At 68.6% G+C, this 26,973-nt stretch carries 22 protein-coding genes; 15 read left to right on the top strand and 7 right to left on the bottom strand.

From position 1 onward, the window contains the following. Positions 1–93: 93 nt before the first annotated feature. From rpoZ to BLU38_RS31955, 4 genes are all read left to right on the top strand, one after another. On the top strand, positions 94–447 hold the full coding sequence (gene rpoZ / locus BLU38_RS29835; protein ID WP_091531024.1) for a DNA-directed RNA polymerase subunit omega: 354 nt from the start codon (positions 94–96) through the stop codon (positions 445–447). A 67-nt stretch (positions 448–514) separates the two neighbouring features. Continuing rightward, positions 515–1,783 carry a bifunctional phosphopantothenoylcysteine decarboxylase/phosphopantothenate--cysteine ligase CoaBC gene (gene coaBC, locus BLU38_RS29830; RefSeq protein WP_091531020.1) on the top strand — a complete coding sequence of 423 codons (1,269 nt, stop codon included), beginning with the start codon at positions 515–517 and terminating at the stop codon, positions 1,781–1,783. A gap of 67 nt (positions 1,784–1,850) precedes the next feature. After that, positions 1,851–3,044, top strand: a complete 1,194-nt coding sequence (gene metK, locus BLU38_RS29825; RefSeq protein ID WP_091531017.1) for a methionine adenosyltransferase — start codon at positions 1,851–1,853, stop codon at positions 3,042–3,044. A 138-nt stretch (positions 3,045–3,182) separates the two neighbouring features. Then, positions 3,183–5,309 carry a primosomal protein N' gene (locus BLU38_RS31955; RefSeq protein ID WP_157683863.1) on the top strand — a complete coding sequence of 709 codons (2,127 nt, stop codon included), beginning with the start codon at positions 3,183–3,185 and terminating at the stop codon, positions 5,307–5,309. On the opposite strand, the gene BLU38_RS29815 is transcribed toward BLU38_RS31955, so the two are convergent. Then, the gene (locus BLU38_RS29815; protein WP_091531010.1) at positions 5,282–6,238 is read right to left on the bottom strand and encodes a LysR family transcriptional regulator; all 957 of its coding nucleotides are present in this window, start codon (positions 6,236–6,238) and stop codon (positions 5,282–5,284) included. The two genes, BLU38_RS31955 and BLU38_RS29815, sit on opposite strands and share 28 nt — an antisense overlap. Positions 6,239–6,399: 161 nt before the next feature. On the opposite strand from BLU38_RS29815, the gene hisD reads away from it, so the two are divergent. The 7 genes from hisD to rpe all read left to right on the top strand — a co-directional run bounded on the left by hisD (position 6,400) and on the right by rpe (position 14,554). After that, positions 6,400–7,716: a histidinol dehydrogenase gene (gene hisD, locus BLU38_RS29810; RefSeq protein WP_091531007.1), complete on the top strand. Its 1,317-nt coding sequence runs from the start codon at positions 6,400–6,402 to the stop codon at positions 7,714–7,716. Between the two features lie 36 nt (positions 7,717–7,752). Beyond that, on the top strand, positions 7,753–9,114 hold the full coding sequence (locus BLU38_RS29805) for an MFS transporter (protein ID WP_157683862.1): 1,362 nt from the start codon (positions 7,753–7,755) through the stop codon (positions 9,112–9,114). Next, complete coding sequence (locus BLU38_RS29800; RefSeq protein WP_091531000.1) at positions 9,111–10,520, top strand: amidase; 1,410 nt, start codon at positions 9,111–9,113, stop codon at positions 10,518–10,520. The genes BLU38_RS29805 and BLU38_RS29800 overlap by 4 nt, the downstream gene beginning before the upstream one ends. A gap of 61 nt (positions 10,521–10,581) precedes the next feature. Next, positions 10,582–11,499 carry an aminoglycoside phosphotransferase family protein gene (locus BLU38_RS29795; protein WP_231920097.1) on the top strand — a complete coding sequence of 306 codons (918 nt, stop codon included), beginning with the start codon at positions 10,582–10,584 and terminating at the stop codon, positions 11,497–11,499. A gap of 37 nt (positions 11,500–11,536) precedes the next feature. Then, positions 11,537–12,463, top strand: coding sequence for a methionyl-tRNA formyltransferase (gene fmt, locus BLU38_RS29790; protein ID WP_091530999.1), 927 nt, complete (start codon positions 11,537–11,539; stop codon positions 12,461–12,463). Further along, complete coding sequence (locus BLU38_RS29785) at positions 12,460–13,866, top strand: RsmB/NOP family class I SAM-dependent RNA methyltransferase (protein ID WP_091530995.1); 1,407 nt, start codon at positions 12,460–12,462, stop codon at positions 13,864–13,866. The genes fmt and BLU38_RS29785 overlap by 4 nt, the downstream gene beginning before the upstream one ends. A gap of 40 nt (positions 13,867–13,906) precedes the next feature. After that, the gene (gene rpe, locus BLU38_RS29780) at positions 13,907–14,554 is read left to right on the top strand and encodes a ribulose-phosphate 3-epimerase (protein WP_091533403.1); all 648 of its coding nucleotides are present in this window, start codon (positions 13,907–13,909) and stop codon (positions 14,552–14,554) included. Positions 14,555–14,575: 21 nt separating this feature from the next. On the opposite strand, the gene BLU38_RS29775 is transcribed toward rpe, so the two are convergent. Further along, a complete protein-coding gene (locus BLU38_RS29775) occupies positions 14,576–15,427 on the bottom strand; it encodes an oxidoreductase (RefSeq protein ID WP_091530992.1) in 852 nt (283 codons plus the stop codon). 123 nt (positions 15,428–15,550) lie between these two features. Then, on the bottom strand, positions 15,551–16,441 hold the full coding sequence (locus tag BLU38_RS29770; protein ID WP_091530989.1) for a helix-turn-helix transcriptional regulator: 891 nt from the start codon (positions 16,439–16,441) through the stop codon (positions 15,551–15,553). A gap of 153 nt (positions 16,442–16,594) precedes the next feature. On the opposite strand from BLU38_RS29770, the gene BLU38_RS29765 reads away from it, so the two are divergent. From BLU38_RS29765 to BLU38_RS29755, 3 genes are all read left to right on the top strand, one after another. Continuing rightward, positions 16,595–17,167, top strand: a complete 573-nt coding sequence (locus tag BLU38_RS29765) for a PadR family transcriptional regulator (RefSeq protein WP_091530986.1) — start codon at positions 16,595–16,597, stop codon at positions 17,165–17,167. A gap of 78 nt (positions 17,168–17,245) precedes the next feature. Next, the gene (locus BLU38_RS29760; RefSeq protein ID WP_091530981.1) at positions 17,246–19,030 is read left to right on the top strand and encodes a sulfatase; all 1,785 of its coding nucleotides are present in this window, start codon (positions 17,246–17,248) and stop codon (positions 19,028–19,030) included. Positions 19,031–19,052: 22 nt separating this feature from the next. Further along, positions 19,053–20,414 carry an MFS transporter gene (locus BLU38_RS29755; protein ID WP_091530976.1) on the top strand — a complete coding sequence of 454 codons (1,362 nt, stop codon included), beginning with the start codon at positions 19,053–19,055 and terminating at the stop codon, positions 20,412–20,414. Here the strand turns inward: BLU38_RS29755 and BLU38_RS29750 are convergent. From BLU38_RS29750 to BLU38_RS29735, 4 genes are all read right to left on the bottom strand, one after another. Continuing rightward, positions 20,401–23,256 (bottom strand): FAD-binding and (Fe-S)-binding domain-containing protein, encoded by a 2,856-nt coding sequence (locus tag BLU38_RS29750; protein WP_197680307.1) that lies wholly within the window; start codon positions 23,254–23,256, stop codon positions 20,401–20,403. The genes BLU38_RS29755 and BLU38_RS29750 overlap by 14 nt on opposite strands. After that, positions 23,253–24,848 carry a GMC family oxidoreductase gene (locus tag BLU38_RS29745; protein ID WP_091533401.1) on the bottom strand — a complete coding sequence of 532 codons (1,596 nt, stop codon included), beginning with the start codon at positions 24,846–24,848 and terminating at the stop codon, positions 23,253–23,255. The genes BLU38_RS29750 and BLU38_RS29745 overlap by 4 nt, the downstream gene beginning before the upstream one ends. A 2-nt stretch (positions 24,849–24,850) precedes the next feature. Continuing rightward, positions 24,851–25,297, bottom strand: coding sequence for a hypothetical protein (locus BLU38_RS29740; RefSeq protein WP_091530969.1), 447 nt, complete (start codon positions 25,295–25,297; stop codon positions 24,851–24,853). A 109-nt stretch (positions 25,298–25,406) separates the two neighbouring features. Continuing rightward, positions 25,407–26,156 (bottom strand): IclR family transcriptional regulator, encoded by a 750-nt coding sequence (locus BLU38_RS29735; RefSeq protein WP_091530965.1) that lies wholly within the window; start codon positions 26,154–26,156, stop codon positions 25,407–25,409. 144 nt (positions 26,157–26,300) lie between these two features. Here BLU38_RS29735 and BLU38_RS29730 point away from each other — a divergent pair, with 144 nt between their 5' ends. Beyond that, positions 26,301–26,621, top strand: coding sequence for a putative quinol monooxygenase (locus BLU38_RS29730; RefSeq protein ID WP_091530961.1), 321 nt, complete (start codon positions 26,301–26,303; stop codon positions 26,619–26,621). Positions 26,622–26,973 lie beyond the last annotated feature (352 nt).

Here is a 26,973-nt window from a genome sequence, read left to right as displayed (position 1 = left end):
GGAACAGCTGAGTTCAGCTCGCCTGAGTCCGGCGCAGCGCACGACGTACGAGCATCGCACCACTACCGCCCACCATCCGTTCGAAGGGGCATCTTGACCGAGAACCAGACCGCTTTCCAGGGCATCAACAATCCGCCGATCGACGAGCTGCTGACCCAGGCCGACTCCAAGTACCGGCTGGTGCTGTTCGCCGCCAAGCGGGCCCGGCAGATCAACGCCTACTACTCCCAGCTCGGCGAAGGCCTGCTGGAGCATGTCGGCCCGCTGGTGGAGACCGGCGTGCAGGAGAAGCCGTTGTCGATCGCGCTGCGTGAGGTCAACGCCGGCGTGCTGCAGTGCGTCGAAGGTGCCGAGGGCGAGAGCACCGGCATCGACGGGCAGCCCGGCATCGCACCGGTGCAGGACGTGCCGACGCCGTCCTTCGACGACACCGAACCGAGCGCCTGAACCCGAACCGAGCGCTGACACCGAACCAGTCCCAGCACTGCCGCCGCGTCGTCGAGGAGAGTCGTCCATGAGTCGCATCCTGCTCGGCGTCGCCGGCGGCATCGCCGCCTACAAGGCGGCCGAACTGCTCCGCCGGCTCAAGGAGCCGCAGGCCGACGCCGACCAGCCGTACGGGGCGGGACACGACCTGACCGTCGTCCCGACCGCGGCCGCACTCGAATTCGTCGGCGCACCCACCTGGGCGGCGCTGTCCGGCCACCCGGTGCAGACCGACGTCTTCACCGACGTGGAGTCGGTGCCGCACGTCGCACTCGGCCGGCAGGCCGACCTGATCGTGGTCGCACCGGCCACTGCCGATCTGTTGTCCCGGGCCGCCACCGGCCGGGCCGACGACCTGCTGACCAGCTGCCTGCTGACCGCCACCTGCCCGGTGATCTTCGCCCCGGCGATGCATACCGAGATGTGGCTGCACCCGGCGACCCAGGCCAACGTCGCCACCCTGCGTGCCCGCGGCGCCGTCGTGATCGACCCCGACTCCGGTCGCCTGACCGGCGCCGACACCGGCCCGGGCCGGCTGCCCGATCCGGCCGAGTTGGCCCGGATCGTGCGGACCGTGCTGCAGCGTCCCGAGCTGGCGGTCGCTGCCGCCGCCCGCGACTTGGCCGGGCTGCAGCTGGTGGTCAGCGCCGGCGGCACCCGGGAACAGATCGATCCGGTCCGCTTCGTCGGTAACGCCTCCTCCGGCCTGATGGGTCAGGCGATCGCCCGGGCAGCCGTGCTGCGCGGAGCCGGCGTCGACCTGATCGCAGCCAACGTCGACCTGCCGTCTCCCGCAGGGGTGCGGACCATCCCGGTCGGCAGCACCCTGGAGCTGCAGGCTGCGGTGACAGCGGCCGGCAAGGCCGCCGACGTCGTCGTGATGGCCGCCGCACCCGCCGACTTCCGGCCCGCACAGGCCCAATCCGGCAAGATCAAGAAGTCCGATCCGAACCAACGGCTCGAACTCAGCCTGGTGCAGAACCCCGACATCCTGGCCGGCCTGGTCGCCGACCGGACCGACCGGTCCCAGGTGCTGGTCGGATTCGCCGCCGAGACCGCCGACACGCCCGAACAGTTGGTCGACCTCGGTCGGGCCAAGCTGGCCCGTAAGGGCTGCGACCTGTTGGTGCTGAACGCTGTCGGTCGGGGCCGAGTCTTCGGTCAGGCCGATTCGGAGATCCGGTTGCTCCGGACACCGTCGGAGGATGCGCCGGCTCCGGACGCCCTCGCCGGTTCCAAGGACACGCTGGCCCACCACATCCTGGATGAGGTACTGCAGATCCGCTCCGGACGGTAAGGTCTGCCCATCCGGCGTTGCGAGACGCCGGCGAAGACGACGCAACAGCACGAGAGGCATATCTGCGATGGCCAAGCGCCTGTTCACCTCGGAGTCGGTCACCGAAGGCCACCCGGACAAGATTTGCGATCAGATCAGTGACTCGATCCTGGACGCGCTGCTGACCGACGATCCGGACAGCCGGGTGGCGGTGGAGACGCTGGTCACCACCGGTCTGGTGGTGGTCGCCGGTGAGGTCACCACCAAGGCGTACGTGGAGATCCCCAAGATCGTCCGCAGCCGGATCCTGAACATCGGCTACGACTCCTCGACCAAGGGCTTCGACGGCGCATCCTGTGGCGTGCAAGTCGCGATCGGCGCCCAGTCGCCGGACATCGCCCAGGGCGTGGACAAGGCGTTCGAGACCCGTTCCGGGGAGTCCAAGGACGAGTTCGACTTCCAGGGCGCGGGCGACCAGGGCCTGATGTTCGGCTACGCCTGCTCGGAGACCCCGTCGCTGATGCCGCTGCCGATCGACCTGGCGCACCGGCTGGCCGAACAGCTCAGCTTCGCCCGCAAGGAGGGCGAGATGGCCTACCTGCGGCCGGACGGCAAGACCCAGGTGACCATCGAGTACGACGGTGACAAGCCGGTCCGGCTGGACACCGTGGTGGTCTCCAGCCAGCACGCCGCCGACGTCGACCTGGACGCGCTGCTCGCACCCGACGTCCGCAAGCACGTGGTCGCCCCGATCGTGGAGAAGTACGACATCGACTCCTCCGACTACCGGCTGCTGGTCAACCCGACCGGCCGCTTCGAGATCGGCGGCCCGATGGGCGACGCCGGCCTGACCGGTCGCAAGATCATCGTCGACACCTACGGCGGCATGGCCCGTCACGGTGGCGGCGCCTTCTCCGGCAAGGATCCGTCGAAGGTCGACCGGTCCGCCGCGTACGCGATGCGTTGGGTCGCCAAGAACGTGGTCAAGGCCGGGCTGGCCGATCGCTGCGAATGCCAGGTCGCCTACGCCATCGGCAAGGCACACCCGGTCGGCTTCTACGTCGACACCTTCGGCACCGAGAAGGTCCCGACCGAGCAGATCCAGAAGGCTGTCCTGGAGGTCTTCGACCTCCGCCCGGGTGCCCTGGTCCAAGACCTCAAGCTGAAGCGGCCGATCTTCGCCACCACGGCGGCGTACGGACACTTCGGCCGTGAGCTGCCCGACCTGAGCTGGGAGACCACCGATCGCGCCGACGCCCTGGCCCAGGCCGTCAAGGGCTGACCTCTCGCACTCGCCGGTCCTGCTGCCGCGCCCTTCGACAAGCCCCTGAGCCTGTCGGAGGGCGCGGTGCATTGCGGGCCGGATCGAACAGCAGGACCGTGCATGATCAGGAACGGTCCGGTATGAGAATGTTTGCTGGTGCCTTCCGAACCCGAACAGCCGGAGCTGCCGGTAGCGCGGGTCGTGGTTGACGTCTCGCTGGCCCATCTTGACCGGCCCTTCGACTACGCGGTGACACCGGCACAGGACGCCGAGGCGGTGCCCGGTGCGCGGGTCCGGGTCCGGTTCGCCGGCAAACTGCGGGACGGGTTCGTCCTCGAACGGGCCGCCGACACCGACCATCCCGGCACGCTGGCGCCGCTGTACAAGGTGGTGTCGGCCGAACCGGTGCTGACCCCCGAAGTCGACCGGCTGGTCCGGCAGGTCGCCGACCACTACGCCGGCAGTTACGCCGACGTGTTGCGGCTGGCGGTCCCGCCCCGGCACGCGGCGACCGAGAAGGCCACCCGGGTCGAACGCAACCCGCCGCCACCGGAGCAGGTCGACGGACCTTTCGCCCGCTATCCCACCGGCAGCGACTTCCTGGCCGCGCTGCGCCGCGGAGACAGCCCGCGTGCCGCCTGGCAGCTGATCCCGTCGGCCGATCCGGCGGGGGACTGGGCCCACGGGATGGCACTCGCTGCTGCAGCAACCGTGTCCGGTGGTCGAGGCAGCCTGCTGATCGTGCCCGACGTCCGCGATCTGCAACTCCTGCGGTCGGCCTGCGAACGGGTGCTGGGTGAGCAGGGTTTCGTCGCCCTGACCGCCGACCTCGGTCCGGCGGCCCGCTATCGCGCCTTCCTGGCCGCGTTGCGCGGCGACGTGTCGGTGGTGATCGGGACCCGGGCAGCGGCGTTCGCACCGGTCCGTGACCTCGGCCTCGTTGCGTTGTACGACGACGGCGACGATCTGCTCGCCGAACAGCGAGCGCCATATCCGCAGGCCCGCGAGGTGCTCGCGATCAGGGCCGCCGACGCCGGCTGCGCGGTCCTGTTCGCCGCCTACAGCCGCAGCTGCGAGGTGCAGCGGATGATCGACCGCGGCTGGCTGAAGACGTTGTCTGCCGAACGGGTCGCCGTGCGCCGGACCGCGCCGCGGATCAGGATCGCCGCCGACACCGACCGGGCCCTGGACCGCGACCCGGCCGCCTTCGCCGCTCGGCTGCCGCACGATGTGTTCGACGTGATCCGGGCCGGTCTCGCCGCCGGCCCGGTGCTGGTCCAGGTGCCGCGGTCCGGCTATCTGGTCAGCCTGACCTGCCAGGAATGTCGCGAACCCGTCCGCTGCACACACTGCCACGGACCGACCCGGGCCACCCGACGCTCGGAGCGAGGCCGGCGACCCGCCCCGGAGTCGCGCTCGACCGATGCCGCGGAACAAGATCAACTCCAGCTGCCGACCATGATCACCGATGTACCCGACGACGATGATCAACTGGCCGGCCTCGGTGATCATCGGGATCTTCCGGACATCCTGCTGTCCTGCCGATGGTGCGGCAGGTTCCTGCCCGACTGGGCATGCCCGAACTGCGGCTCACGCCGGTGGCGATCACCGGTGGTCGGTGCCGGCAGGACCGCCGAGGAGCTCGGGCGGGCATTCCCGTCGACGACCGTCCGGCAGTCGATGGGCGGACGGGTGCTGGACCAGGTCCCGGAGACGCCGGCGTTGGTGGTCGCGACCCCCGGCGCCGAGCCGGCCGCCGACCACGGGTACGCCGCCGCCGTCCTGCTGGATGCGCAACTTCCGTTGCTGCGTGCGGATCTGCGAGCCGGTGAGGAGGCTCTCCGGCGTTGGTTGAACGCCGTCGCGCTGGTTCGGCCGGGCGAGCAGGGTGGCTCGGTGATCGCGGTCGGGGACAGTGGTGGACACACGCTGCAGGCGCTGGTGCGGCTGGACCCGGCCGGCTACGCGTCCCGCGAGCTGGCCGATCGTGCCGAGGCCCATTTTCCTCCCGCCGTGAAGTTGATCACCGTGGACGGCCGGTCCGCGGCGCTCACCGAATTCGGCCAACTGCTGAAGGCGCCCGACCCGACCGAGATCCTCGGACCGGTCGAACTCGGCCCCAGTGCGGCCGGTGACGTGATCGTCAGCCGGCTCACGCTCCGGGCGCCGCTGGCGATCGGCAACGACCTGGTCGCCGCCGTCAAGGCGGTCACGGCGACCCGGTCGGCCAAGAAGGCTGAGGGGGCGTTGCGCGTTCAGGTCGATCCGGTGTCGATCGGCTGATCCCCGAGTCGTTCCTCGGGAGTACTCCTGTTCGCGACCTGCTGCAGCAGCGTCTGTTCGGCGAGCTCGGCGAATCGGCGGGTGGCGGGGGACAGTTGCACCGACTTGCGCTGGACCAGGGCGATGGTGTCGTAGAAGGGTTCGGCGAAAGAGACCGTACGGATGCCGGACGGGAAGTTCGGTCCCTCGGCGATCGTCCGACTGACCATCGTGTCCGCGGCGCCGGCGGCGACCAGGTTCAATGCGGTCTCGACGTGTTCGACCTCGATCACCGGATCGATCGCCAATCCCTTGACCCGGGAGCGTTCCAGGAGCTGGCGCCGGGTCGGGTCCTTCCAGCCGGCGTAGGCGTCGTAGAGCGTGATCCGGTTGTCCGCCATCTCCTCCAGCGTGATCGGCCCGGCTGCCGGATCGCGGACCGCGGAGGCGTAGAGCACCTCGTCCCGGAACAGCGGCTTGACCAGCAGCTGCACCTCGGGCACCGGCAGCACGATCAGCCCGGCCTCGATCTCACCGGCTGCAATGGATTCGGCGACCAGTGCGGAGTTGAGACCGACCAATCGGATCTTCACCTTCGGATGCTGTTGGTGGAACTGCTGCGCCAGGTCGGACAGGTCGTAGTAGGCGGCATTGCGCAGCACGCCGAAGGTGCAGACACCTCCCTGCAGCGCCGACATCGCGTGCAGCGATTCGATCCCGGACTCGATCGCCGACACCGAGGCCTGGGCATGTCCGCGCAGCTCGTCTGCCGCGGCGGTCGGCATCAGCCGGCGACCGCCCCGGACGAACAGTCTCATGCCGATCTCGCGTTCGAGCCGGGCGATCAGCTCCGAGATCGCGGTCTGCGTCGTCTCCAGGCGGCGGGCAGCGGCCGTGAAGGAGCCCAGCTCGTAGGCGGCCAGGAATGCCCGCAGCTGGGCCAGGGTCATCGCTGTTCCTTTCGACGTCAGGCATCGCAGACATCGTATGACACGATGCTTCGCTCAGGTTTGTGACGGCTTGTGCGATTGATTCGATCCCTCTAGCGTTCCGTGGGTCACCCAGGGTGCCGCCGGACAGTGCCCGGCACCGGTCAAGAAGAAGGATCGTCATGCGTTTCACGCCCGCCGTTCTGGAGTCGCTCGCCGGCTCGTTCCACCACCTCAAGCCGGGCTCCAGCACGCCCGCGGCGCAACGCGACCCCCGGGTGATCGAGACAGTGAGCAGGATGCTCGGCGATATCCAGTCCCGCGGCCGCGCCGCCGTGCTGGACTACGCCAAGGATCTCGACGGCTGGACCGGCGACGACGTCGAACTGTCGGCGCAACAGGTCGCCGACAGCGGCTCCCAGCTCTCCGCCGACCTTCGGCAGGCCATCGAGCTCGGCGCCGAACGCACCCAGGCGTTCGCCACCCAGACCCGGTCCCGGTTGTCCGACTTCGAGGTCGAGCTCGAACCCGGCCTGGTCACCGGTGTCCGCTACGTGCCGGTCGGCGGAGTGGGCGCCTATCTGCCGGCCGGCCGGTTCCCACTGACCGCCAGCGCGTTCATGACGGTCGGCGTTGCCAAGGTGGCCGGTGTGCCGAACGTGATCTGCTGTACGCCGCCGCAGCCGGACGGCAAGGCCAACCCGGCCGTCGTCTACGCCGCTCACGTCTCCGGGGCCGATCGGGTCTTCGTGCTCGGCGGGGTTCAGGCGCTGGCGGCGATGGCGTTCGGCCTGATCGATGCGCGACCGGTCGACATGCTGGTCGGCGCCGGCAACGCCTACGTCGCCGAGGCCAAACGCCAGCTGTTCGGCACCGCGGCGATCGACCTGTTGGCCGGCCCGTCGGAGGTCGCGATCATCGCCGACGACTCCGCCGACCCGGAGATCGTCGCCGCGGACCTGCTCGGGCAGGCCGAGCACGGCGTCAACTCGCCGGCCGCTCTGGTCACCACCTCGGAGACGCTGGGCAAGGCGGTCCTGGAGGCGATCGATGAGCAACGCAAGATCCTGTCCACCGCCGACATCTGCGGACCGGCCTGGGACGACTTCGGTAGCGTCACGGTCGCCGACGACAACGAGACCGCGGTCGCGCTGATGGATGATCTTGCGCCGGAACATCTGGAGCTGATGACCCGGGACGACGACTACTTCCATGATCATCTGACGAACTACGGGTCGCTGTTCATCGGACCGTGGAGCACCGTCGCCTACTCCGACAAGGGGATGGCCGGCACCAACCACGTGCTGCCGACGGCGGGTGGCGCCAAGCACAGTGCCGGACTGTCGGTCGGTCGTTTTCTCAAACCGCTGACCTGGCAGCGGATCGCCCGCGACACCACACCGCAGCTGGCTCGGGCGGTGCAGGTGATCTCCGATTCCGAAGCGATGGCCGCGCACAGTGCGACCGCGACCAGACGCCTCGCGCTCTACCAGCATTGATGCGTCCGTCCGTCGACCTCACGGGAGTTATTGATCTTGTCAGCAGCAACCATCGGACGTCCGCAGCGTCGAGCGTTGGCCGCCGGAGCCGTCGGGAATTTCGTCGAGTGGTTCGACTACGGGGTGTACGGCTTCCTGGCCGTGGTGATCTCCGAAGTGCTGTTCGACGACGCGGACCCGACGGCGGCCCTGTTGGCGACGTTCGGAGTGTTCGCGTTGCCGGTGATCACCCGACCGATCGGCGGCGTCGTGTTCGCCCGGTTCGGCGATCGGATCGGACGCAAGCGGGTGCTGGCCGTCGTGCTGCTGCTGATGTCGGTGTCGACGGGCTGCATCGGGCTGATCCCCAGCTACGCCACGATCGGGGTCCTCGCGCCGCTGCTGTTGATCATCGCCCGAATCGTCCAGGGCTTCTCGGCCGGAGGTGAGTACGCCGGCGGCGCCGCGCTGATCGCGGAGTCCGCGCCGGCGCGTCGACGCGGCTTCCTGGTCAGCTTCATGCCGGCCAGCACCGGCCTGGGCCTGTTGGCCGGTTCGCTGCTGGCATTCCTGCTGACCTCGATCCTGACCGACGCCCAGCTGCACTCCTGGGGATGGCGGGTGGCCTTCCTGCTGGCGTTCCCGCTCGGTGTGATCGGGCTCTACATCAGACTCCGGCTGGAGGAGACCGTCGCCTTTCAGAGCATTGTTGCCAACGACGACGTCTCCCGATCGCCGTTGCGCGAGACGGTGTCCAGCTACGGCGGCCGGGTGCTGAAGGTCGCGGGGATCGCCCTCGGTCAGACCGTCTGCTATTACGTCGTTCTGGTCTACACGCCGACCTTCCTGCGCACCGAACTCGATGTGCCGTCCGATCATGCGTTGCTGGCCAACTGTCTGGCGATCGCCGCCTACTGCGTGACCATCCTGATCGCCGGCCAGCTGTCCGACCGAGTGGGGCGCAAGCCGCTGCTGATCGGCGGGGCCGTCGCCATGCTGGTGTCGATCTTCCCCGCCTATCTGATCATCCCGAACAGCGGGGTCGTGCTGACCGCCTTCCTGCAGGTGCTGGTCGGCGGGATCGCGCTCGGCTGCTACACCGGACCGCTGGTCTGCTGCTGGGCCGAGCTGTTCCCGACCCGGGTCCGCTACTCGGGAGTTGCCGCGGGCTTCGGTCTCGCCGTGATCGTGTCGGTGTCGTCGCCGTTCATCCTCACCTGGTTGATCAACAGCGTCGGCAGTGACCTGATGCCGGCGTGGTACGTCGGTATCTGCGTCGCCATCTCCCTGCTGACCTTGATCGGCGTGCCCGAAACAGCGCCGACACGGGCATCGGGAGAGCAGCTCATCGAGGCACCCGATCAGGCCGCCGGCGACCCGGTCCTGGACCTGGGGTCGGGTTATCGGGAGGGCCGATGACGATCATCGCCGGCCGGTCGGACGGTAGCGACGACGCCGCCGACGAGCTCTGCTGGCTGTCGGTGCGCGAGCTCCGCGACGGCTATGCCACCCGACGGCTGTCGCCGGTGGAGGTGACCGAAGCCCTGCTGCAACGCATCGAGCGGTTGGACGGCGACATCAACGCCTTCGTCACGGTGACGGCCGACCGGGCCCGGGCGGACGCGAAGACCGCCGAGCAACAATGGGCTCGCAATCCCGACGATGCGCCGCCGATGCTCGGCATCCCGTTCGCGATCAAGGACCTGGTCCCGACCGCCGGGATCCGGACCACCAAGGGATCCCGGCTGACGCGGGATTGGATCCCGGAACAGAACTCGCCGCTGGCCGATCGACTGCTCGGATCCGGCGGCGTGATGATGGGCAAGACGACCACCTCCGAGGTCGGCTGGAAGGCCGCTGCGGGCAATCGTGTCAACGGCCCGGCGCACAACCCGCACAACCTGGCCCGCACAGCCGGCGGGTCGAGCGGTGGCGCAGCGGCGGCCGTCGCGGCTGGCTTCGCGCCGGTCGCGCAGGGCGGCGACGGCGCGGGCTCGGTCAGGATTCCAGCGGCCTTCTGCGGTGTCGTCGGGATCAAACCCGGCCCGGGCCTGATCCCGTACTACCCTCCGACGCCACTGAGCAGCATCGTCGCCAACGGCACCCTGGCCCGCAGCGTCGACGACGCCGCCGCGCTGCTGGATCTGATCTCCACCGCCGACCCGCGAGATCCCACGTCGATGCTGCGCGACCACAGACCTGTCGCACCGCGTCGGGACGAGCGAGCGAGCAGCCCGCTGCGGATCGCCTACTGCCCGACCTGGGGTGGCCGGCCGGCCGAGCCGGAGATCACCGCCGCACTCGATCTGACCGCCGAACGTCTCGGCGCCGCCGGCCATCGGGTCGAGCTCTGCGACGACACGCCGCGGGATCGGTTCGACCTGCTGCATGTCATCTGGACAACCGGATTCGCCGCCATCCTGTCCGGGGCCGACCAGAGCGAGCTGGATCCGGGGTTGGCCGCGGTGATCGAGGCGGCCGGCGCGTTCAGCGGTGCCGATCTGGCGGCAGCGCATCTGGAGCGTCAGGAGTACAAGGCGGAGGTCAGCAGCTTCCTCGCACCGTACGACCTGATCCTGACCCCGAGCTGCGCGGTGACGGCGTTCCCCGTCGGCCAGGACGGCCCGGACAGTGTCAACGAGGAGCCGGCCGACTATCTGGACTGGGCCTGGTTCAGCTACGCCTTCAATCTCAGCGAACATCCCGCGATCTCGATACCGGTGCACGGTCCGAGCCTTCCGATCGGGGCCCAGCTCGTCGCAGCGCACGGGGCAGAGGCCCGACTGATCCGGGCCGCCCGGACGATCGAGGACGACCTGTCCTGACATTCCCGGGACGGGAGAATCCTGGTTGCAGGCCGCAACGAGGGATGGTTGTGTCTGCGGTGTGCCGAATCCCGAGCCCGGCCGGCCGTCCACGCTGATCACGGTGCCGGAGTCGTTCCGGGAGATGCCTCGCTGGTGGCACGATGTGGCCGGGCGGGACTGGCTGGACGCACTGCCGGACCTGGTGTCGGCGCAATGCCGACGGTGGGATCTTGATCGTGACGGGCCGGTGATGCACGGCTCCAACGCCCTGGCGGTACCGGTCCGCCGACATGATCAACGGCTGGTGCTTCGGTTGGCGCCGCCGGGCGACGACGTCGCCGGCGAGGCGGCAGCGCTGCGGATCTGGGACGGCCGCGGCACGGTACGGCTGTTCGACGTCGACCACGCCGACCGAGCCATGCTGTTGGAGCGACTGGACGGCACCCGGACGCTGCGGTCGGAGCCGCTCGGGGTGGCGATCCCGATCATTGCCGGCCTGGTCGGTGAGCTCGCGGTACCGGTGCCGGACGAGGTGCGATCGACGGCCTCGATCGCCCGAGCGCACACCGAGAAGTTCGAACGCGACTGGTCGGCACTGGACGGTCCGACGCCGCGCACTCAACTGGACCGTGCTCTGGAATTGGCGGCCGAACGGGCGACCGAGACGGTGCTCGGGCGTGCGGTGGACGGCGACCTGCACTCTGATCAGGTCCTGGCCGCCGAACGGGCACCCTGGTTGGTTGTCGACCCGGTGCTGCTGCGCGGCGACCCGGAGTACGACTTCGCCCGGGTGCTGTGGGACCGATTGGACGAACTGCCGGACCGGACCGATGTGCTCGGGGCGTTCGAGACCTTCGTCGCCGCTGCCGGGCTGCCCGACGATCGGGCCCGTTCCTGGATCGTGCTGCGCGCGATGTCGTATCTGCTGTGGGGGATCCCGCGTGGGCTGACCTGGGATCCGCCGAAGTGCCGTCGGCTACTGGATCTGTTCTGCTGAATCGGCCGCCGGCCGCTCGGCTCGTACAATCCACCGCGTGAGAATCGTCTTCGCCGGCACGCCCGAGGCAGCGGTCCCGTCCCTGGACGCGCTGCTCGCATCCGATCACGAGGTGCTGGCAGTGCTGACCCGGCCGGACGCGCCGAGCGGCCGCGGACGCAAGCTGCAGCCCAGTCCGGTCGCCGCCCGGGCCGCCGAGGCCGGCCTGGAGATCCTTCGCCCGGACCGGCCGCGCGATCCCGATTTCATCGCCCGCCTCACCGACCTCGCACCGGACTGCTGCCCGGTGGTCGCCTACGGTGCGCTGATCCCGCAGCGGGTGATCAACATCCCTCGGCACGGCTGGGTCAATCTGCACTTCTCGCTGCTGCCCGCCTGGCGGGGAGCTGCGCCGGTGCAGCACGCGATCATCAACGGGGACGCGACGACCGGCGCCGCCACCTTCTCCCTGGTCAAGGAGCTGGATGCCGGACCGGTGTATGCCACCATCGAGGACGCGATCGGCCCGCAGGACACTTCCGGCGATCTGCTGCAGCGGCTCGCCGTGTCCGGTGCGGACCTGCTGGTCAGGACGTTGAACGGCATCGAGGACGGTTCGCTGCAGCCGCAGCCGCAGCCGACCGATGGCATTTCCTTGGCGCCCAAGATCACCGTCGAGGACGCCCGGATCGATTGGCAGCTGGCGGCCGTCGCGATCGATCGGATGGTCCGCGGCTGCTCCCCGGCACCCGGCGCGTGGAGCACCTTCCGCGGCGCTCACTTCAAGATCAACTCCGGGACACCGGACGAGCGGAATGATCTTGCACCAGGCACCCTCGAGGTCACCAAGAAGAGCGTCCGGGTCGGCACCGGTGACGGCAGCCTGCTGCTCGGCGACGTCCAGGCCCAGGGTAAGAAGCCGATGCGCGCCGCGGACTGGGCCCGCGGCGTGCAGTTCGCGACCGACGAACGACTCGGGGCATGACTCCACCAGGGCCCGGCCCGGCGGCGGGGCGGGCCGGGCGACGTCGGCCTCGCCATCCCGACGCCGCCCGGCTGCTCGCCTTCGAAGCGCTGCGACAGGTGCACGCCGACGACGGCTACGCCAACCTGGTGCTAGGTTCGTTGCTGCGCGAGCGTGAGCTGTCCACCCGCGACGCCGCCTTCGCCACCGAACTGTTCTCCGGCACCTGCCGGATGCAGGGCAGCTACGACGTGATCATCGAGCACGCATCCGGACGGTCGACCAAGACCCTGCAACCGGCTGTCCTCGACCTGCTGCGGCTCGGCAGCCATCAGCTGCTGTCGATGCGGGTCGCCGATCACGCCGCGGTCGGCGCGACGGTCGACCTGGCCGCAGCGACCGTCGGGCGTCGGGTCACCGGTCTGGTCAACGCCGTGCTGCGCAAGATCGGAGCGCGCGACTATGCCGCCTGGGTGTCCAAGATCAGTTCCGACAGCCCCGACATCGCCGACAGCTGGGATGAGCTGGCACTGCGTACCGCGCATCCACGGTGGATCGTCGATGCTTATGCCGAGTTGCTTCCGGTCGACCAGGTCGAACCCGCGCTCGTCGCCAACAACCTGCAGGCCGGGACGAGTCTTGTGGTCCGGCCGGGGCTGGCCGAGGTGGCCGAACTGATCAGCGCCGGTGCCGAACCGGGGCGGTTTTCGCCCTACGCAGCAACGATCTCCGGCGATCCGGCTCGACTGGCCGCCGTCGCCGAGGGCCGCGCCGGTGTCCAGGACGAGGGATCGCAGCTGGTCGCGCTCGCCCTGGCCCGCGCCGAGGCACCCGATGGTCCCTGGCTGGATCTGTGCGCTGGGCCGGGCGGCAAGTCGGCCCTGCTGGCCGGACTGGCTCGCCAGCAGGATGCGCCGTTCGTCGCCAGCGAGGTCGCGCCGCACCGCGCCCGGTTGGTCCGCACTGCGTTGCGTGGCTATCCCGCGACCGACCCGCGAGAAGTGATCGTCGCCGACGGGACCCGTCCGAGCTGGCACGCCGGCCGGTTCGCCCGGGTGATCGCCGACGTTCCCTGCACCGGGCTCGGCGCACTCCGGCGTCGGCCCGAATCGCGTTGGCGACGGACGGCCGACTCGGTCGAGCAACTGCACCCCCTGCAGACCGCACTGCTCGGCTCCGCCTTGCGAGCCACTCGACCCGGCGGGGTCGTCGCCTACGTCACCTGTTCGCCGCACCGACGGGAGACCGTCGACGTGATCGACGAGGTGGTCGGCGACCGCCCCGATCTGGAATTGCTCGATGTTCCCGCGTTGCTGCCCGAGGTCGACGACGCTGCTCTCGGTTCCTTCCTGCAGCTGTGGCCGCATCGGCATGGCACCGACGCGATGTTCGCCTGTCTGATCCGGGTCCGGACGACGTCGTAGACTCGCCGCCGTGGCCACGACGAACACTTCGCCCAAGATCATGCCGAGCCTGCTGTCGGCGGACTTCGCCAACCTGCAGCAGTCGATCGAGCAGGTGCCGGATGCCGACGCGCTGCACGTCGACGTGATGGACAACCACTTCGTGCCCAACCTCACCCTCGGACTACCTGTGGTGGAAGCGATCCGCAACGTCACCGACAAGTTCCTCGACATCCACCTGATGATCGAGGACCCCGACGTCTGGGCACCCGGCTACGCCGAGGCCGGGGCGGAGTCTGTGACCTTTCATCTGGAGGCAGCCAGGGCGCCGGTCCGGCTCGCCCGGGAGATCAGGGCCAAGGGAGCCCGGGTCGGGCTGGCACTCAAACCGGCCACCCCGATCGAGCCCTACGCCGAGCTGCTCGGTGAGATCGACATGCTGTTGATCATGACCGTCGAGCCCGGCTTCGGCGGGCAGAAGTTCCTGGACCTGACGCTGCCCAAGATCACCCGGAGCCGGGAGCTGATCAGCAAGGCCGGTCTGGACATCTGGCTGCAGGTCGACGGCGGAGTCTCGGCCGAGACCATTGAACGCAGTGCCGAGGCTGGCGCCGACGCGTTCGTCGCCGGGTCCGCGGTGTTCGGGGCGGACGACCCGAACGCGACGGTCAGTTCGCTGCGCACGGCCGCGGCCGACGCCGCGCGCTGATCGTCCGCCCGTAGCCGGCTGTCAGGCGACCGTCACGCCGCCGTCGGTGGAGTCGGTGGAGAGGCTGAGTTCCCGCCAGGCGTCGAAGTCGTCCTGGACCCGTCGGCGTCCGGCGGCGACCAGCCGGACAGCGTCGGAGCCGAGCAGCAGATGGACCGGCGGATTCTCCACCTCCAGCAGACTGAGGACGGCATCGCCGGCGCGATCGGGGTCACCGATGCCCTGTCCGGCGAGGGACTGGCGGCGGGTCCGGATCGGATCGAACAGGGCGTCGTAGTCGGGGATACTGCGTGGTGAGCGGACTAATGATCGGCCTGCCCAGTCGGTCCTGAATGCGCCCGGGGCAACGGCAGTGACGCGGACCCCGAACTGGTTGACCTCCTGGGCGAGGGTGTCGGTGATCCCTTCCAGCGCATGCTTGCTGCCTTCGTAGAACGCCAGCCCGGGGAAGGTGGTGTGCCCACCCATCGAGGTGATCACGAAGATCTGGCCGTCGCGCCGTTCCCGCATGGCCGGCAGCACCGCCTTCACCGTCGCCACCGTGCCGAAGACGTTCACCTCGAACTGGTGGCGCAGCTCGGCCATCGAGGACTCCTCGAAGGTGCCTTCGAGGCCGTAGCCGGCGTTGGCCACCAGGACGTCGATCGGTCCCAGCTCCGCCTCGGCGGCACGGACCGCCGGCTCGATCCGATCCGTGTCGGCCAGGTCGAGGATGAAGGCCCGGGCGCGGTCCGGATCCAACGCCTGGAACGCGGCCGCATGCCGTTCGGTCCGGACGGTGCCGGCGACGCGATGGCCGGCCGCCAGGGCTCGCCGGGCGATGGCCAGGCCGAGGCCGGTGCTGACGCCGGTGATCAGGAAGGTCTTGCTCATGGTTGGGGTCCTTTCGAGGATGGGACTGGCTGCCGGGCGTGCCTGGGCACGTCGACATCGACCCCTGGCTGTCGGGGTCGGGTGGGAATGGATCGGTGCGTGGTGCCCGAGGACGGGCGATGATCAGGACTCGGTGACGGTGTCCTGAGTGACGGTGTGCTGGGTCCGCTCGGTGGCGGGTTCGGTGCCCCAGCTGGCCAGTAGCCGGAGCCGTTCCTGTGACGGTGAGCCGGCCGGCGCAGAATAGACGACGAGAGATTGGCCTGGGTCGGCGACGGAGGTGAAGATCTCGTACTGCAGCTCGAGGTCACCGACGACGGGGTGATGTAGCCGCTTGAGGCCGGTGCTGCGTTCCTGCACGCGGTGCTCGGACCACCAGGCCGGGAACTCGGCCGAGCGCATCATCAGCTCGCCGATCAGGGCGGCGATGCGTTGGTTGCGGGGCTGCGCGGCGGCAGCCAGTCGCAACCCGTGGACGTAGTCGCGGGCGACCCGTTCCCAGTCGTTCCAGACCAGCCGTGCCCGCGGATCCAGCAGTGTCCAGCGCGCCATGCTGCGTTCCCGGCGGGGTAGCTCGGCCACCTCGGGAAACAGCAACCGCCACAGCGTGTTGCCGCCGACGACGGTCAGGTCCCGGTCGCTGACGAAGGCGGGAGCCAGCTCCATCGAGTCCAGCACCTGACGGAGTGCCGGCCGGAGCCGTGACACAGACCCGGTCCGGTCGGCGTGCCCGGCGGTCGTTCCGGCGAGGGCGAACAGGTGGCGGCGCTCGATGTCGTCGAACTGCAATGCCTCGGCGAGGGCCTGCAACACCTGTTCGGACGGCTGCCGGGCACGGCCCTGTTCGAGTCGGGTGTAGTACTCGGTGCTCACCCCGGCCAGCTGCGCGACCTCACTACGGCGCAGACCGGTGACCCGGCGACCGGTGCCGAGGTCGATCGGCAGTCCGACCGCATCCGGGGTGAGTCCGGCCCGTCGAGCCCGCAGGAATTCGCCCAAGTCGTTCGTGCCCATGGCCCCAACTCTGCTGGTCGTCGGGCGGATCGCCAAGGCCGTAGCTTTCCCTGCGAGTACCACCCTCGGCGGCCGGGTCTTGACGCGATCAGTCGCGATCACATATAACACTTCTCATCTATATGAGTTTTCACCTATGGGCGAGGAGGCCGGGTGAAGTTCGAGCACGTGATCCTCGGGCTGCTGTCCTGGCGACCCTTCAGCGGATACGAGCTGGCCAAGCATCTGGAGGTCGAGGGCCGGTTCCTGAAGAACAAGGTGCACCTCAGCCAGATCTATCGACTGCTGTCGCGGATGGTCGACTCCGGGTGGGTGAGTTACCAGGTCTCGGTCAACGACGGCCGGCCGGACTCCAAGATCTACCGGCTGACAGCGTCGGGGGAGCAGGTGCTGCGGGATTGGGTGACCGGCCCGTACGAGCCGTCGACCCGCTTCCAGGATCCCGAGTTCATGGTCCGGTTCACCTTCGGTGGCCCGCTGGACCACGACGCGCTGCTGCGGCTGATCCGGACCGAGTTGGAATGCCGGCGGGCACAGGTCGCCCGATTCCGGACCCGCGACCGGACGATCACCGATCTGGACCCGATCGAGGGAGTCGACACGGCGATGGTCGACCGGGTGCGGGAGCTGAGTCATCTGCACGGAGCCGCCTCGATCGATGCCTGGATCGACTGGCTGCAGCGGATGCTGACCGAATTGGGCGGGACCGTCCCTTCGACAGGCTGAGGGACCACTGCGACAGGCTCAGGGACCTCCATCCCTTCGATGAACTCCGAACCGACCGACGAGAGGAATGACTGAGGCATGAAGGCGATCATGGTCATGTTCGACACCCTGAACAAGCGGTTCCTGCCGCCGTACGGAAACGACTGGGTGCACGCGCCGAACTTTCGTCGGCTCGCCGAACGGACCGCGACCTTCGACACCTGCTATGCCGGCAGCATGCCGTGCATGCCGGCCCGTCGGGAGATCCACACCGGCCGGCACAACTTCCTGCACCGCGGCTGGGGCCCGCTCGAACCCTTCGACGACTCGATGCCGGAGTTGCTGCAGGACAACGGCATCTACACCCACCTGGTCACCGATCATCAGCACTACTGGGAGGACGGCGGCGCTACCTACCACAACCGCTACTGCAGCTACGAGTTCTTCCGCGGACAGGAGGGCGACGCCTGGAAGGGCCACGTCGCCGACCCGGAGGACGCGCCCAACCTGAAGGCGATGCGGAGCCCGATGTATCGGCAGGACGTGATCAACCGGCAGTATCTGAGCGAGGTCGATGATCACCCGCAGACCAAGACCTTCGACGCCGGCCTGCACTTCCTGCGCACCAACCATGATCAGGACAACTGGTTCGTCCAGATCGAGACCTTCGACCCGCACGAGCCGTTCTACAGCTACGAACAACACAAGAAGCACTATCCGCACGACTACGACGGCCCGGACTTCGACTGGCCGGACTACAAGCAGGTGCTGGAATCCGACGGTGAAGTCGAGCACCTGCGCTATGAGTATGCGTCCCTGCTGTCGATGTGTGACGAGTCGCTGGGCCGAGTGCTGGACACGATGGACGATCTTGATCTCTGGGACGACACGATGCTGATCGTCTGCACCGATCACGGCTTCCTGCTCGGCGAGCACGGGTGGTGGGGCAAGAACGTCCAACCGTGGTACGACGAGACCATCCACACCCCGTTGTTCATCTGGGATCCACGCAGCCGGGTACAGGGTGAGCGGCGTGGCTCGTTGGTGCAGACCATCGACTTCGCTCCGACCCTGCTGGACTACTTCGGTCTCGAGCCGACACCGGACATGCTCGGCCGATCACTGCGGCAGACGATCGCGGACGACGAGCCGGTGCGCGAGGCCGGACTGTTCGGCGCCTTCGGCGGTCACGTCAGCGTGACCGACGGCCGGTACGTCTACATGCGGGCACCGCACACCCCGGAGAACCGACCGCTGGCCGAGCACACCCTGATGCCGACCCACATGCGTGGTCGGTTCACCCCCGCCGAGCTGCGCGGAGCAGAACTCGCCGGACCGTTCGGCTTCACCAAGGGTGTCCCGGTGTTGAAGGTGGACGGTCAGGCGATGACCAGCCCGTACGCCTTCGGCACCCTGCTCTTCGATCTGCAGACCGACCCCGAACAGCAACATCCGATGATCGATGATCAACTCGAGCTGCGGATGATCGAGGCGATGCTGGATCTCTTCCGCGTCAACGAGGCGCCGCCCGAACAGTACGAGCGGCTCGGCCTGCCGCAGAGCGGGCCGGCGACCCGAGATCACCTTCAGATCCGCGTCCAGTGGCCGCAGGTCGAGAGCTCCCGTCAGGGACCGCCGAAACGGTCCGACTATCCGCAGGGGCGGCTCAGCGTGCACACACCCTTGAAGGACCTACGCGCTGATCCCCAGGCGAAGATCATCATCGACCGGCACCTGCCGCAGACCGACGGGGTGCTGTCCCAGGTCGCCGCCGACCTGTCGATGATCGAGATCGCAGCCTTCGCCGTCGGCCTGCTGCCGCTGGCCACACTGCGCACCATCTCCGACGAGCTCAGCGTGCTCGCGGGCTCGTCCACCGAGTAACCACCACAGGAGCACACCGCACGTGACTGCCGACGACGTCAGGACGCCAGCACTTCGCCCGACCGATGATCAGGAGATCCGCACCCCGCACCGCTGGCGCAATCTGAGTCTGATGATCGGCTCGTCGATCGTCGACAACGGTGACACCCAGGTGCTGACGACGCTCTTCCCGACCCTGCAGAAGGCGATGGGTCTGCAGACCTCGGCGCTGGGCAACATCTCCGCCCTGGGGCGGATCGCCGGCGTGATCGGCGGTCCACTCTTCGTCTACCTGGCCCGCAAGACCAACCGGAAGGCCGTCCTGGCGGTCACCTCGGGACTGTGGGGCGTCTGGGTGATCGCCGCCGCGTTCAGCCAGAACTACCTGCAGTTGTTGATCTTGATGACCGTGGTCGCCGTCGGCCAGGCCGGTGCCGGCCCGATCGTCAACGAACTCTTCTCCGACATGTTCGGCGATCGCAAACGCGGCCGCGCGGCGGGCTACTTCTACGGCATCGGCAGCCTCGCCGGCTCCGCACTCGGTGCCCTGGTCGGTCAGCTGTCCCGGGTCGAGGACGGCTGGCGCTACGGGATGGCCGGGATCGGGATCATCACCTTCTGTTTCGGGATCTTCATCCTGCTGTTCTTCCGCGATCCCGGGGTCGGGGCGACCGAGACCCAGTTGGCCCATCTGACCGACGAGCAGCGCAAGCAACAGAGCCGGGTCACCCTCGCTCAGGTCGCGAGCCTGGCGCGGATCCCGAGTTTTGTGATCATGATGGGCCAGCGGCTGCTCTCCGGACACCTGTTGATCGGCACCTTCGGCGTGACCTTCCTGGTGCAGGTCCGCGGCTTCGACAATGCGGTGGCTGCGGTGGTCACCCTGCCGTTCGGTGTCGGCTACGCGCTGTCCGCGGTCTTCGGCGGGCTACTCACCGACCACATCCATCGCCGGTTCCCGACCATCGGCCGGGTCGCCTCGCTGCAGTTGGCGCAGCTCGGCTTCGCCGTGGTCGCGTTCTTCGGCACCCAGGTCGACTGGGGACCGATCTGGGCCTACCTGATCTTCTGGATCCTGATGGGGGCACTGCAGGGCATCAACCCCGGCATCAATCGGCCGATCGTGATGTCGGTGACACCGCCGGAACTACGCGGCGCCGCGTTCGCCATCATGCTGGCGATCTTCGAGACGATCGGCTGGGCCGGCTTCACCTTCCTGGGCGGACACCTCGCCGACGCGGTCGGCCTGCAGCAGACCTTCCTGATCATGCTGGTCGGGCTGATGGTGATCAACGCGGCCTTCTGCTCGTTGCTGTACCGGACCTACGCCGCCGACTGCCGCGAGGTCACGACGGAGCTGGAACGGCGAGCACGAACTGCCGACCGGTCGGTCAGACCCGAGTGAGCCGTTCGACGATCTCCAGTACATGCTGGTACTGCTGCCCGGTGGCGCGGGTCAGCCCGATCTCGCAGGTCCGATTGCTGCTGACATAGGCCGACGCCGGCGGCAGGGCGGCGACCTCGGCGGCCTCCGGAGCGGTCGCGGCGGCGGTCAGCTCGGGCTGCAGCAGACCGCGGTCGCCGGCGAAACCGCAACATCCCCAGGAGGTGGGGACGATCACCTCCTCGGCGACGGCTTCGGCCAGCCGGACCAGCGAATCGGTGCTACCCAGCGCCGTCGTCGCACACGTCGGATGGACGACGATCCGATCCAGCCGACCGGTGACGCGCAGCCGCGGCAGCACCTGCTGGGCAACGAAATCCAGCGCATCGATGACCCGGAAGCCGGCATCCTCGACCGACACCTGCAGCCCCTCCGCACAGGAACTGGCCTCGACGATCACCGGCAGCCGGCCGCCGTCGGTCGCGCTGTCCAGTGCGGCCCGGACCCGGCGTCGCATCCGATCCTGGCCGTCGTGCAATCCCTTGGACTTCCACGGCAGGCCGCAGCACAGTCCGTCCAGATCGTCGGGGGTTCGCAGTTCGACGCCGGCGCGTCGACACAGCTGTCCGAACGCCTCGGCAGCCGCACTGCCGAACATGCTGCCCAGGCAGGAGGCGAACCAGACGGCGGCAGGCCCTTCGACAGGTTCAGGGATCTTTGGTGCGGTGGGCCCTTCGACCAGCTCAGGGTCCCCTTGTGGCGCGGTGATCTTGGTCCGGGGACGGCCGCCGCGGGGGAGGCCGGCGTCGTACTCGGGGAGCAGTTCATGATCGACGACGCGGCGACCGACACGGCTCGCGGCTGCCGCGATGCCGGGGACATGCGAGGCTGCGGTGAGACCGGTCGAGGCGAGCCGGGTGACCGGCGACCAATGATCGGCGGCGACCGCCCAGGCGCGTTGCACGGCCCGGGGCGTCTCCTCGGCACGCAGCCGGGACACCAGTGATCCGGTGTTGATCAACACCGGACAGGCAGTGGCGCACAACCCGTCCACCGCACAGGTGTCCAGCACCTCGTAGTCGTGGTCGGCACGCAGCCCGTCGGCATGATCGACATCGCCGCGCTGTTCGGCCGCGGCGATCTCGCGCCGAGCCACGATCCGCTGCCGCGGCGTCAGCGTCAGCGAGCGGGACGGGCAGACCGGCTCGCAGAACCCGCACTCCACGCAGCGATCCACCTCGGCTTCCACCGGCTCGGCTGTCTTCAGATTCTGCAGCCAGCCATCGGGCTCGGTGCTGATCAAGGTCCCGGGATTGAGGATGCCTGCCGGGTCGATCAGGGTCTTGAGCTCGTGCATCACCCGGGTCAGGCCGGCGCCGTACTGACGCTCCAGGAACGGCGCCATGATCCGCCCGGTGCCGTGTTCGGCCTTCAGCGTGCCGTCCAGCCCGAGGACCAGATCGACCATGTCCTCGGTGAAGTTCTGGTAGCGCCGGAGCCGCTGCCGGTCGCCGAAGTGTTCGTTCAGCAGGAAGTGCAGATTGCCGTCCCGGGCATGGCCGAAGATCACCGGCGCCTCGTAGTCGTGCCGGTCGAAGAGGTCGACCAGTCCGGTGCTCAGCTCCCCGAGCCGGTCGACCGGTACGGCAACGTCCTCGAGCAGTGCATTGGTACCGCTCGGACGGGCGCCGGCCACCGCACTGAACAGTCCCTTGCGGATCCGCCAGAGCGCTGCCCGGTCACCGGCATCGCGGGTGAGTGCCGCAGGATTTTCCAACGGTAGTTGGCCGAACACGGCATCGGCCGCTGCGATGTCGGCGTCCAGTTCCTGATCGGTGTCACCCTGCAGTTCGACCAGCAGCGCCGCCTTGGTGCCGACATCGAGCCGCCGGATCGTGTCCGGACAGGACGGGTCGGTGGCGGCCACCCGCAAGGAGACCGCATCCAGCAACTCGGCGGTCGCCACCCCGGTGGCCAGCACCTGCGGCACCAACGCCGAGGCGATCTCCAGATCGGGCAGCACCAACAGCCCGGTGGCCGCCTTGGGCTGCACCGGGACCGTCCGCAACACCGCCGAGGCGACGAAGCCGAGCGTTCCCTCGCTGCCGATCATCAGCTTCACCAGGATGTCGACCGGATCGTCGACGTCCAGGAAGGCGTTCAGGCCGTACCCCATGGTGTTCTTGATCGAAAACAGCCGCTGCAGGGTGGCGGCCGCTTCGACATCGGCACGGATCGCATCGCGGATCCGCAACAGTCCGGCATGCAGGGCAGGCTCGAGCGCCGCCAGCCGGCGATCGGCGTCCGGGGCGGCGGAGTCGACGACGGTGCCGGAGGGCAGCACCAGGACCATCGACTCGACCGTGGCGTAGCTGTTCTGCTCGGTGCCGCACTGCATCCCCGAGGAGTTGTTGGCCAGCACGCCGCCGAGCGTGCAAGCGACCTCGCTGGCCGGGTCCGGGCCGAGCCGTCGCCGGTACGACGCCAACCGTGCGTTGACGGCGCGTACGGTGACGCCGGGCTGGACCCGGACCCGGTTACCGTCGTCGAGGATCTCGACGGCGCCGAAACCGGTCCGGGTGTCGACCAGGACGCTATCGCTGAGCGCCTGACCGGACAGCGACGTGCCGCCGCTGCGGAAGGTCAGCGGCAGCCCGAGCCGGTGACAGGCCGCCATCACGGTGGCGACCTGATCGGCATCGTCCGGGATCGCCACCGCCCGCGGATGCAACAGGTAGTGCGAGGCGTCGTGGGCCCGGACCGCAAGATCGAGTGGCCGCTCGGTGACCCGGATCGCCGGATCACCGAGCGCCTCGATCAGTCCGGTCGATGTGGCGTCCGCGGACGGCGTCGTGATGCTCAGAGGTCACCCTTTCCGAGTCGGTCGGCGATGTGCTCGGCCTGCCGGATCGCCAGCGCGACGATGGTCAACGTCGGGTTGGCCGCTGCGCCGGTCGTCATCACCGACCCGTCGCTGACGAACAGACCGGGCACGTCATGGGCCTCACCATAGGCGCCGACCACACCGTCCTCGGCTCGTTCACTCATCCGGCAGGTGCCTAGATTATGGGTCGACGGGTACGGCGGTGTGTGGTGGGTGCCGGTCGCACCGACGGCCTCGTACAACAGGTCGGCCCGTTGGTAGCCGTGTTCGCGCATCGCCACGTCATTGGGATGATCATCGAAATGCACGTCGGCGGCCGGCAGCCCCCATTGGTCCTTGACCGCGGTGTTCAGGGTGACCCGGTTGGTCTCCTGCGGCATGTCCTCGCCGACGATCCACAGCCCGGCCGTGTTCGCGTAGGCGTCCATGATCTCGGTGAAGCCGCGACCCCAGCTGCCCGGGTCGACGAAGGCGGCCAGGAAGGCGGGGCCGAGAGCGAGGGTCTCCAGGTAGTAGCCGCCGGCGAACCCGCGGGAGGTGTCCAGTCTCGCTTCGTCGGCGATGATGCCGGCCATCGTCTCCCCGCGGTACATCCGGACCGGTTGATCGAAGCGGGCGTACACCGATCCGGTCATGTGCCGCATGTAGTTGCGGCCGACCTGACCGGAGGAATTGGCCAGCCCGTCGGGGTGGCTGGCACTGGAACTCATCAGCAACAGCCGCGGCGACTCGATCGAGTTGCCGGCCAGACAGACCACCGTGGCGGCCTGCCGGTGCAGATTGCCGTCGGCGTCCAGGTAGAGCACCGCGTCGGCCCGGCCGGAGGAGTCGTGGGTGATCTGCACGGCGTGGCTGCTGGCCCGTAGATCGCACTTCCCGGTGTCCAGGGCGCGCGGGATCTCCCGGACGGCGGTGCTCCACTTGGAGGCGTTCTTGTCACCCTGGAAGTTGAAGCCGTCCTGGATGCTGGCCGGCCGGCCGTCGTAGGGCTCGGCGTTGGTGCCGTACGGGCCGGTTGCGTAGAACTTGTAGCCGACCCGTTCGGCGCCGTTGGCGAATACCTTGTAGTTGTTGTTGGCCGGCAGCGGCGGACGGCCGTGCCGATGGGTCGACCCGATCGCGATCTCGGCCCGGTCGTAGTACGGCTCCAACTCGGCCAGGGTGATCGGCCAGTCCAGCAGGTTGGCGCCGTCGACGTCGCCGTAGTAGGTGCGGGTCCGGAACTCGTGTTCGTGGAAGCGTGGCGTGGCGCCGCTCCAGTGGGTTGTCGAGCCGCCGACGGCCTTGACGATCCAGGCCGGCAGGGTGGGGAAGTCCCGGCTGACCCGCCAGCTGCCGGAGGTCGTCCGGCTGTCCAACCAGGCCATCTGACCGAAGGCGGCCCACTCGTCGTTCTCGTAGTCATCGGGTTTGAGGAACGGGCCCGCTTCCAAGACCACACAGGGAATTCCGCGTTGCGTGAGCTCGTAGGCGACCGTACCGCCACCGGCCCCGGAGCCGATGATCACGACCGCCTCGGTGTCATGATCGATCGGGTTGCCGAACCGGTTCTGCGTCGTCTGCTCGGTCATGATCATTTCCCTCCGACCGGTCGGTCCTGCTCGGCGACTTCGATGAACGGCTCCGGTCCGTCGTACTCCTCGATCCGCGGTTCGGGCAGCCAGTCCAGGTCGTCGAAGCCGCGATGCAGGTAGCCACCCTGGTCGAAGGACGCACCCTCATAGCCCAGCAGTTTCCAGACCTCGTGATCGTCGTAGAGGGTGGTGATCGCCAGGCCGCGGACGAAGCCGAAGAACTCGGCGTCTGCCATCTCCCGTAGCGACTGCTCGGTGAGGTCCTCGGGCAGGGTGGTGAGGCCGTGCGCCAATGTCACCCGGACCCAGACATCGGATTCGGTGGCGGCGAGGATGGTGTCGGCGGTGCGTTCGTACGGCCCGTCGGGGAAGTCCGGGTGCGGGTAGGCGGCACGCAAGAGGCGTACCAGCGGTGGTTTGAGATCCGACTGTTCTGCGTCAGACATGATCAAGCCTCCTGCGGTCGACGACGATGTCATGGCCCGCAGGCTAGGCCGCCGCTGTCGCGGCAGCCCAGGGATGTTATCGGCCGGTGAGAAGCCGGCAGCCGCTGCGTCAGCCGTGCAGCCGGTAGTGCTGGCTGACCCGAGAAGCGGTCGCCCGCAGGGCCTGCTCGATCTCCGGCCGGCCGTGCGCAAACCGGGCATCCGGTGCCGACACCGCGACCGAACCGACCAGCGCGCCGGTCCGTCCACGGACCGCGGCGGCCGCACAGGTTGCGCCGGGGGAGAATTCCCCGAACTCCCAGGCGATACCGCGGCCGGCGACCTGCTCGAGCTGGGCGAACAGCTCCTGGTGGCCGGTGATCGTTCCCGGACCGAACCGTGGCATCGGTTCAGGGTCCAGGTGCAGCAGCCGTTCCTCGCGCTCCATGTTGGCCAGCAGGATCTTGCCCAGCGCCGTGGCGTGCGCGGCCTCGTGATACCCGAACTCCAACGGTGGCAGTCGCGGACAGTCCGGCGCGTCGGCGGTGAACACCACGACGATCTGCGAGCCGCGATGGACCGCGAGATAGGCGGCGACGCCGAGTTGCTGCTGCAACGCGGTGATCTCCGTCCTGACCGACCGAGACACCCCGACCTGCTCGTGCAGCGAGACGCCCAAGGCATGCAGCTTGTAGCCGAGTTCGAAGCGCTGGCTGTCGCGGATGTGCACCAGGTACTCGCCGTCCAGCAACTCCCGGACCAGCCGGTAGACCGTCGGCAGCGGCAGCCCGGTCGCCTCCGAGATCTCCTTCGCCGTCGCGCCACCGCGCCCGGCCACCACCTCGAGAATGTCCAGAGTCCTCGCCACTGAGCCTGACATGAGCCCACACCCTACGACCTGGCGCCGCCGTTGTTATCAGCCGGTGAGAGCAGCACTGGCCGTCGCGGTGCGGAACTGGAAGAGTCGGGCTGAGAAGTCCTGCCGTGGCAGGGGAAAGACCGAGCACAACCGAGGAGTGCGACCGTGATCTTGATCATCGTGAAGTGGAAGGTGAAGCCGGAGTACGCCGATCGGTGGCCGGAGCTGACCCGGTCGTTCACCGAGGCGACCCGGGCCGAGCCGGGCAACAAGTTCTTCGAGTGGTCCCGGTCGGTGGAGGATCCCAACCAGTACGTCCTGCTCGAGGCGTTCGACGACGACGCCGCCGGCCCGCACGTCAACTCTGCCCACTTCAAGCAGGCCCAGGCCGATCTGCCGCAGTATGTCCAGGAGACACCCTCGATCCGCAACTTGCAGGGGCAGCCTGAGGACTGGGACCTGCTCGGGGAGTTCCAGATCTCCTGAAGCCGGTACTTCTCGTACCGGTCGCGTCAGGGTGGGTACCGGTGGGGTTGGGTGCCCACCTCCAGGGCCGGGCGGGCGCCCAGTCGGGGCCTACCGTTCGGTGCCCAGGTTGCGGCCTAGCGTTCCGTGCCCTTGTCTCCACCCTCGGTGCCCAGGTCCTGCTCGGTCGGCGCTCCTCGTGGTCCTGGGCTCGTCGAGCGACTTGTTCCGAGATCATGGGCCTGTCAACGGGCCTGCACTCTCGCGCGGCCTGACCCTCGACCGTCGTCTCCCTGTCCATTCCGCCTGGTCCAGTCCGCCTGCCTGTCGGCTTGGCGTGGCGTTAAGAATGCGTCACATCGCTGTGGGGTGT

This window comes from Microlunatus soli (assembly GCF_900105385.1).
Lineage (GTDB): Bacteria > Actinomycetota > Actinomycetes > Propionibacteriales > Propionibacteriaceae > Microlunatus > Microlunatus soli.
Note: the sequence above shows the minus strand (reverse complement) of the source record. Positions and strands in the feature narration are given on the sequence as shown.

Excerpts from the sequence above, each read along its gene's own strand:
- coaBC (WP_091531020.1), top strand. The coding sequence starts at position 515 with ATGAGTCGCATCCTGCTCGGCGTCGCCGGCGGCATCGCCGCCTACAAG.
- metK (WP_091531017.1), top strand. The coding sequence starts at position 1,851 with ATGGCCAAGCGCCTGTTCACCTCGGAGTCGGTCACCGAAGGCCACCCG.
- BLU38_RS29815 (WP_091531010.1), bottom strand. The coding sequence starts at position 6,238 with ATGACCCTGGCCCAGCTGCGGGCATTCCTGGCCGCCTACGAGCTGGGC.
- hisD (WP_091531007.1), top strand. The coding sequence starts at position 6,400 with ATGCGTTTCACGCCCGCCGTTCTGGAGTCGCTCGCCGGCTCGTTCCAC.
- BLU38_RS29800 (WP_091531000.1), top strand. The coding sequence starts at position 9,111 with ATGACGATCATCGCCGGCCGGTCGGACGGTAGCGACGACGCCGCCGAC.
- BLU38_RS29785 (WP_091530995.1), top strand. The coding sequence starts at position 12,460 with ATGACTCCACCAGGGCCCGGCCCGGCGGCGGGGCGGGCCGGGCGACGT.
- rpe (WP_091533403.1), top strand. The coding sequence starts at position 13,907 with ATGCCGAGCCTGCTGTCGGCGGACTTCGCCAACCTGCAGCAGTCGATC.
- BLU38_RS29775 (WP_091530992.1), bottom strand. The coding sequence starts at position 15,427 with ATGAGCAAGACCTTCCTGATCACCGGCGTCAGCACCGGCCTCGGCCTG.
- BLU38_RS29770 (WP_091530989.1), bottom strand. The coding sequence starts at position 16,441 with ATGGGCACGAACGACTTGGGCGAATTCCTGCGGGCTCGACGGGCCGGA.
- BLU38_RS29760 (WP_091530981.1), top strand. The coding sequence starts at position 17,246 with ATGAAGGCGATCATGGTCATGTTCGACACCCTGAACAAGCGGTTCCTG.
- BLU38_RS29745 (WP_091533401.1), bottom strand. The coding sequence starts at position 24,848 with ATGACCGAGCAGACGACGCAGAACCGGTTCGGCAACCCGATCGATCAT.
- BLU38_RS29740 (WP_091530969.1), bottom strand. The coding sequence starts at position 25,297 with ATGTCTGACGCAGAACAGTCGGATCTCAAACCACCGCTGGTACGCCTC.
- BLU38_RS29735 (WP_091530965.1), bottom strand. The coding sequence starts at position 26,156 with ATGTCAGGCTCAGTGGCGAGGACTCTGGACATTCTCGAGGTGGTGGCC.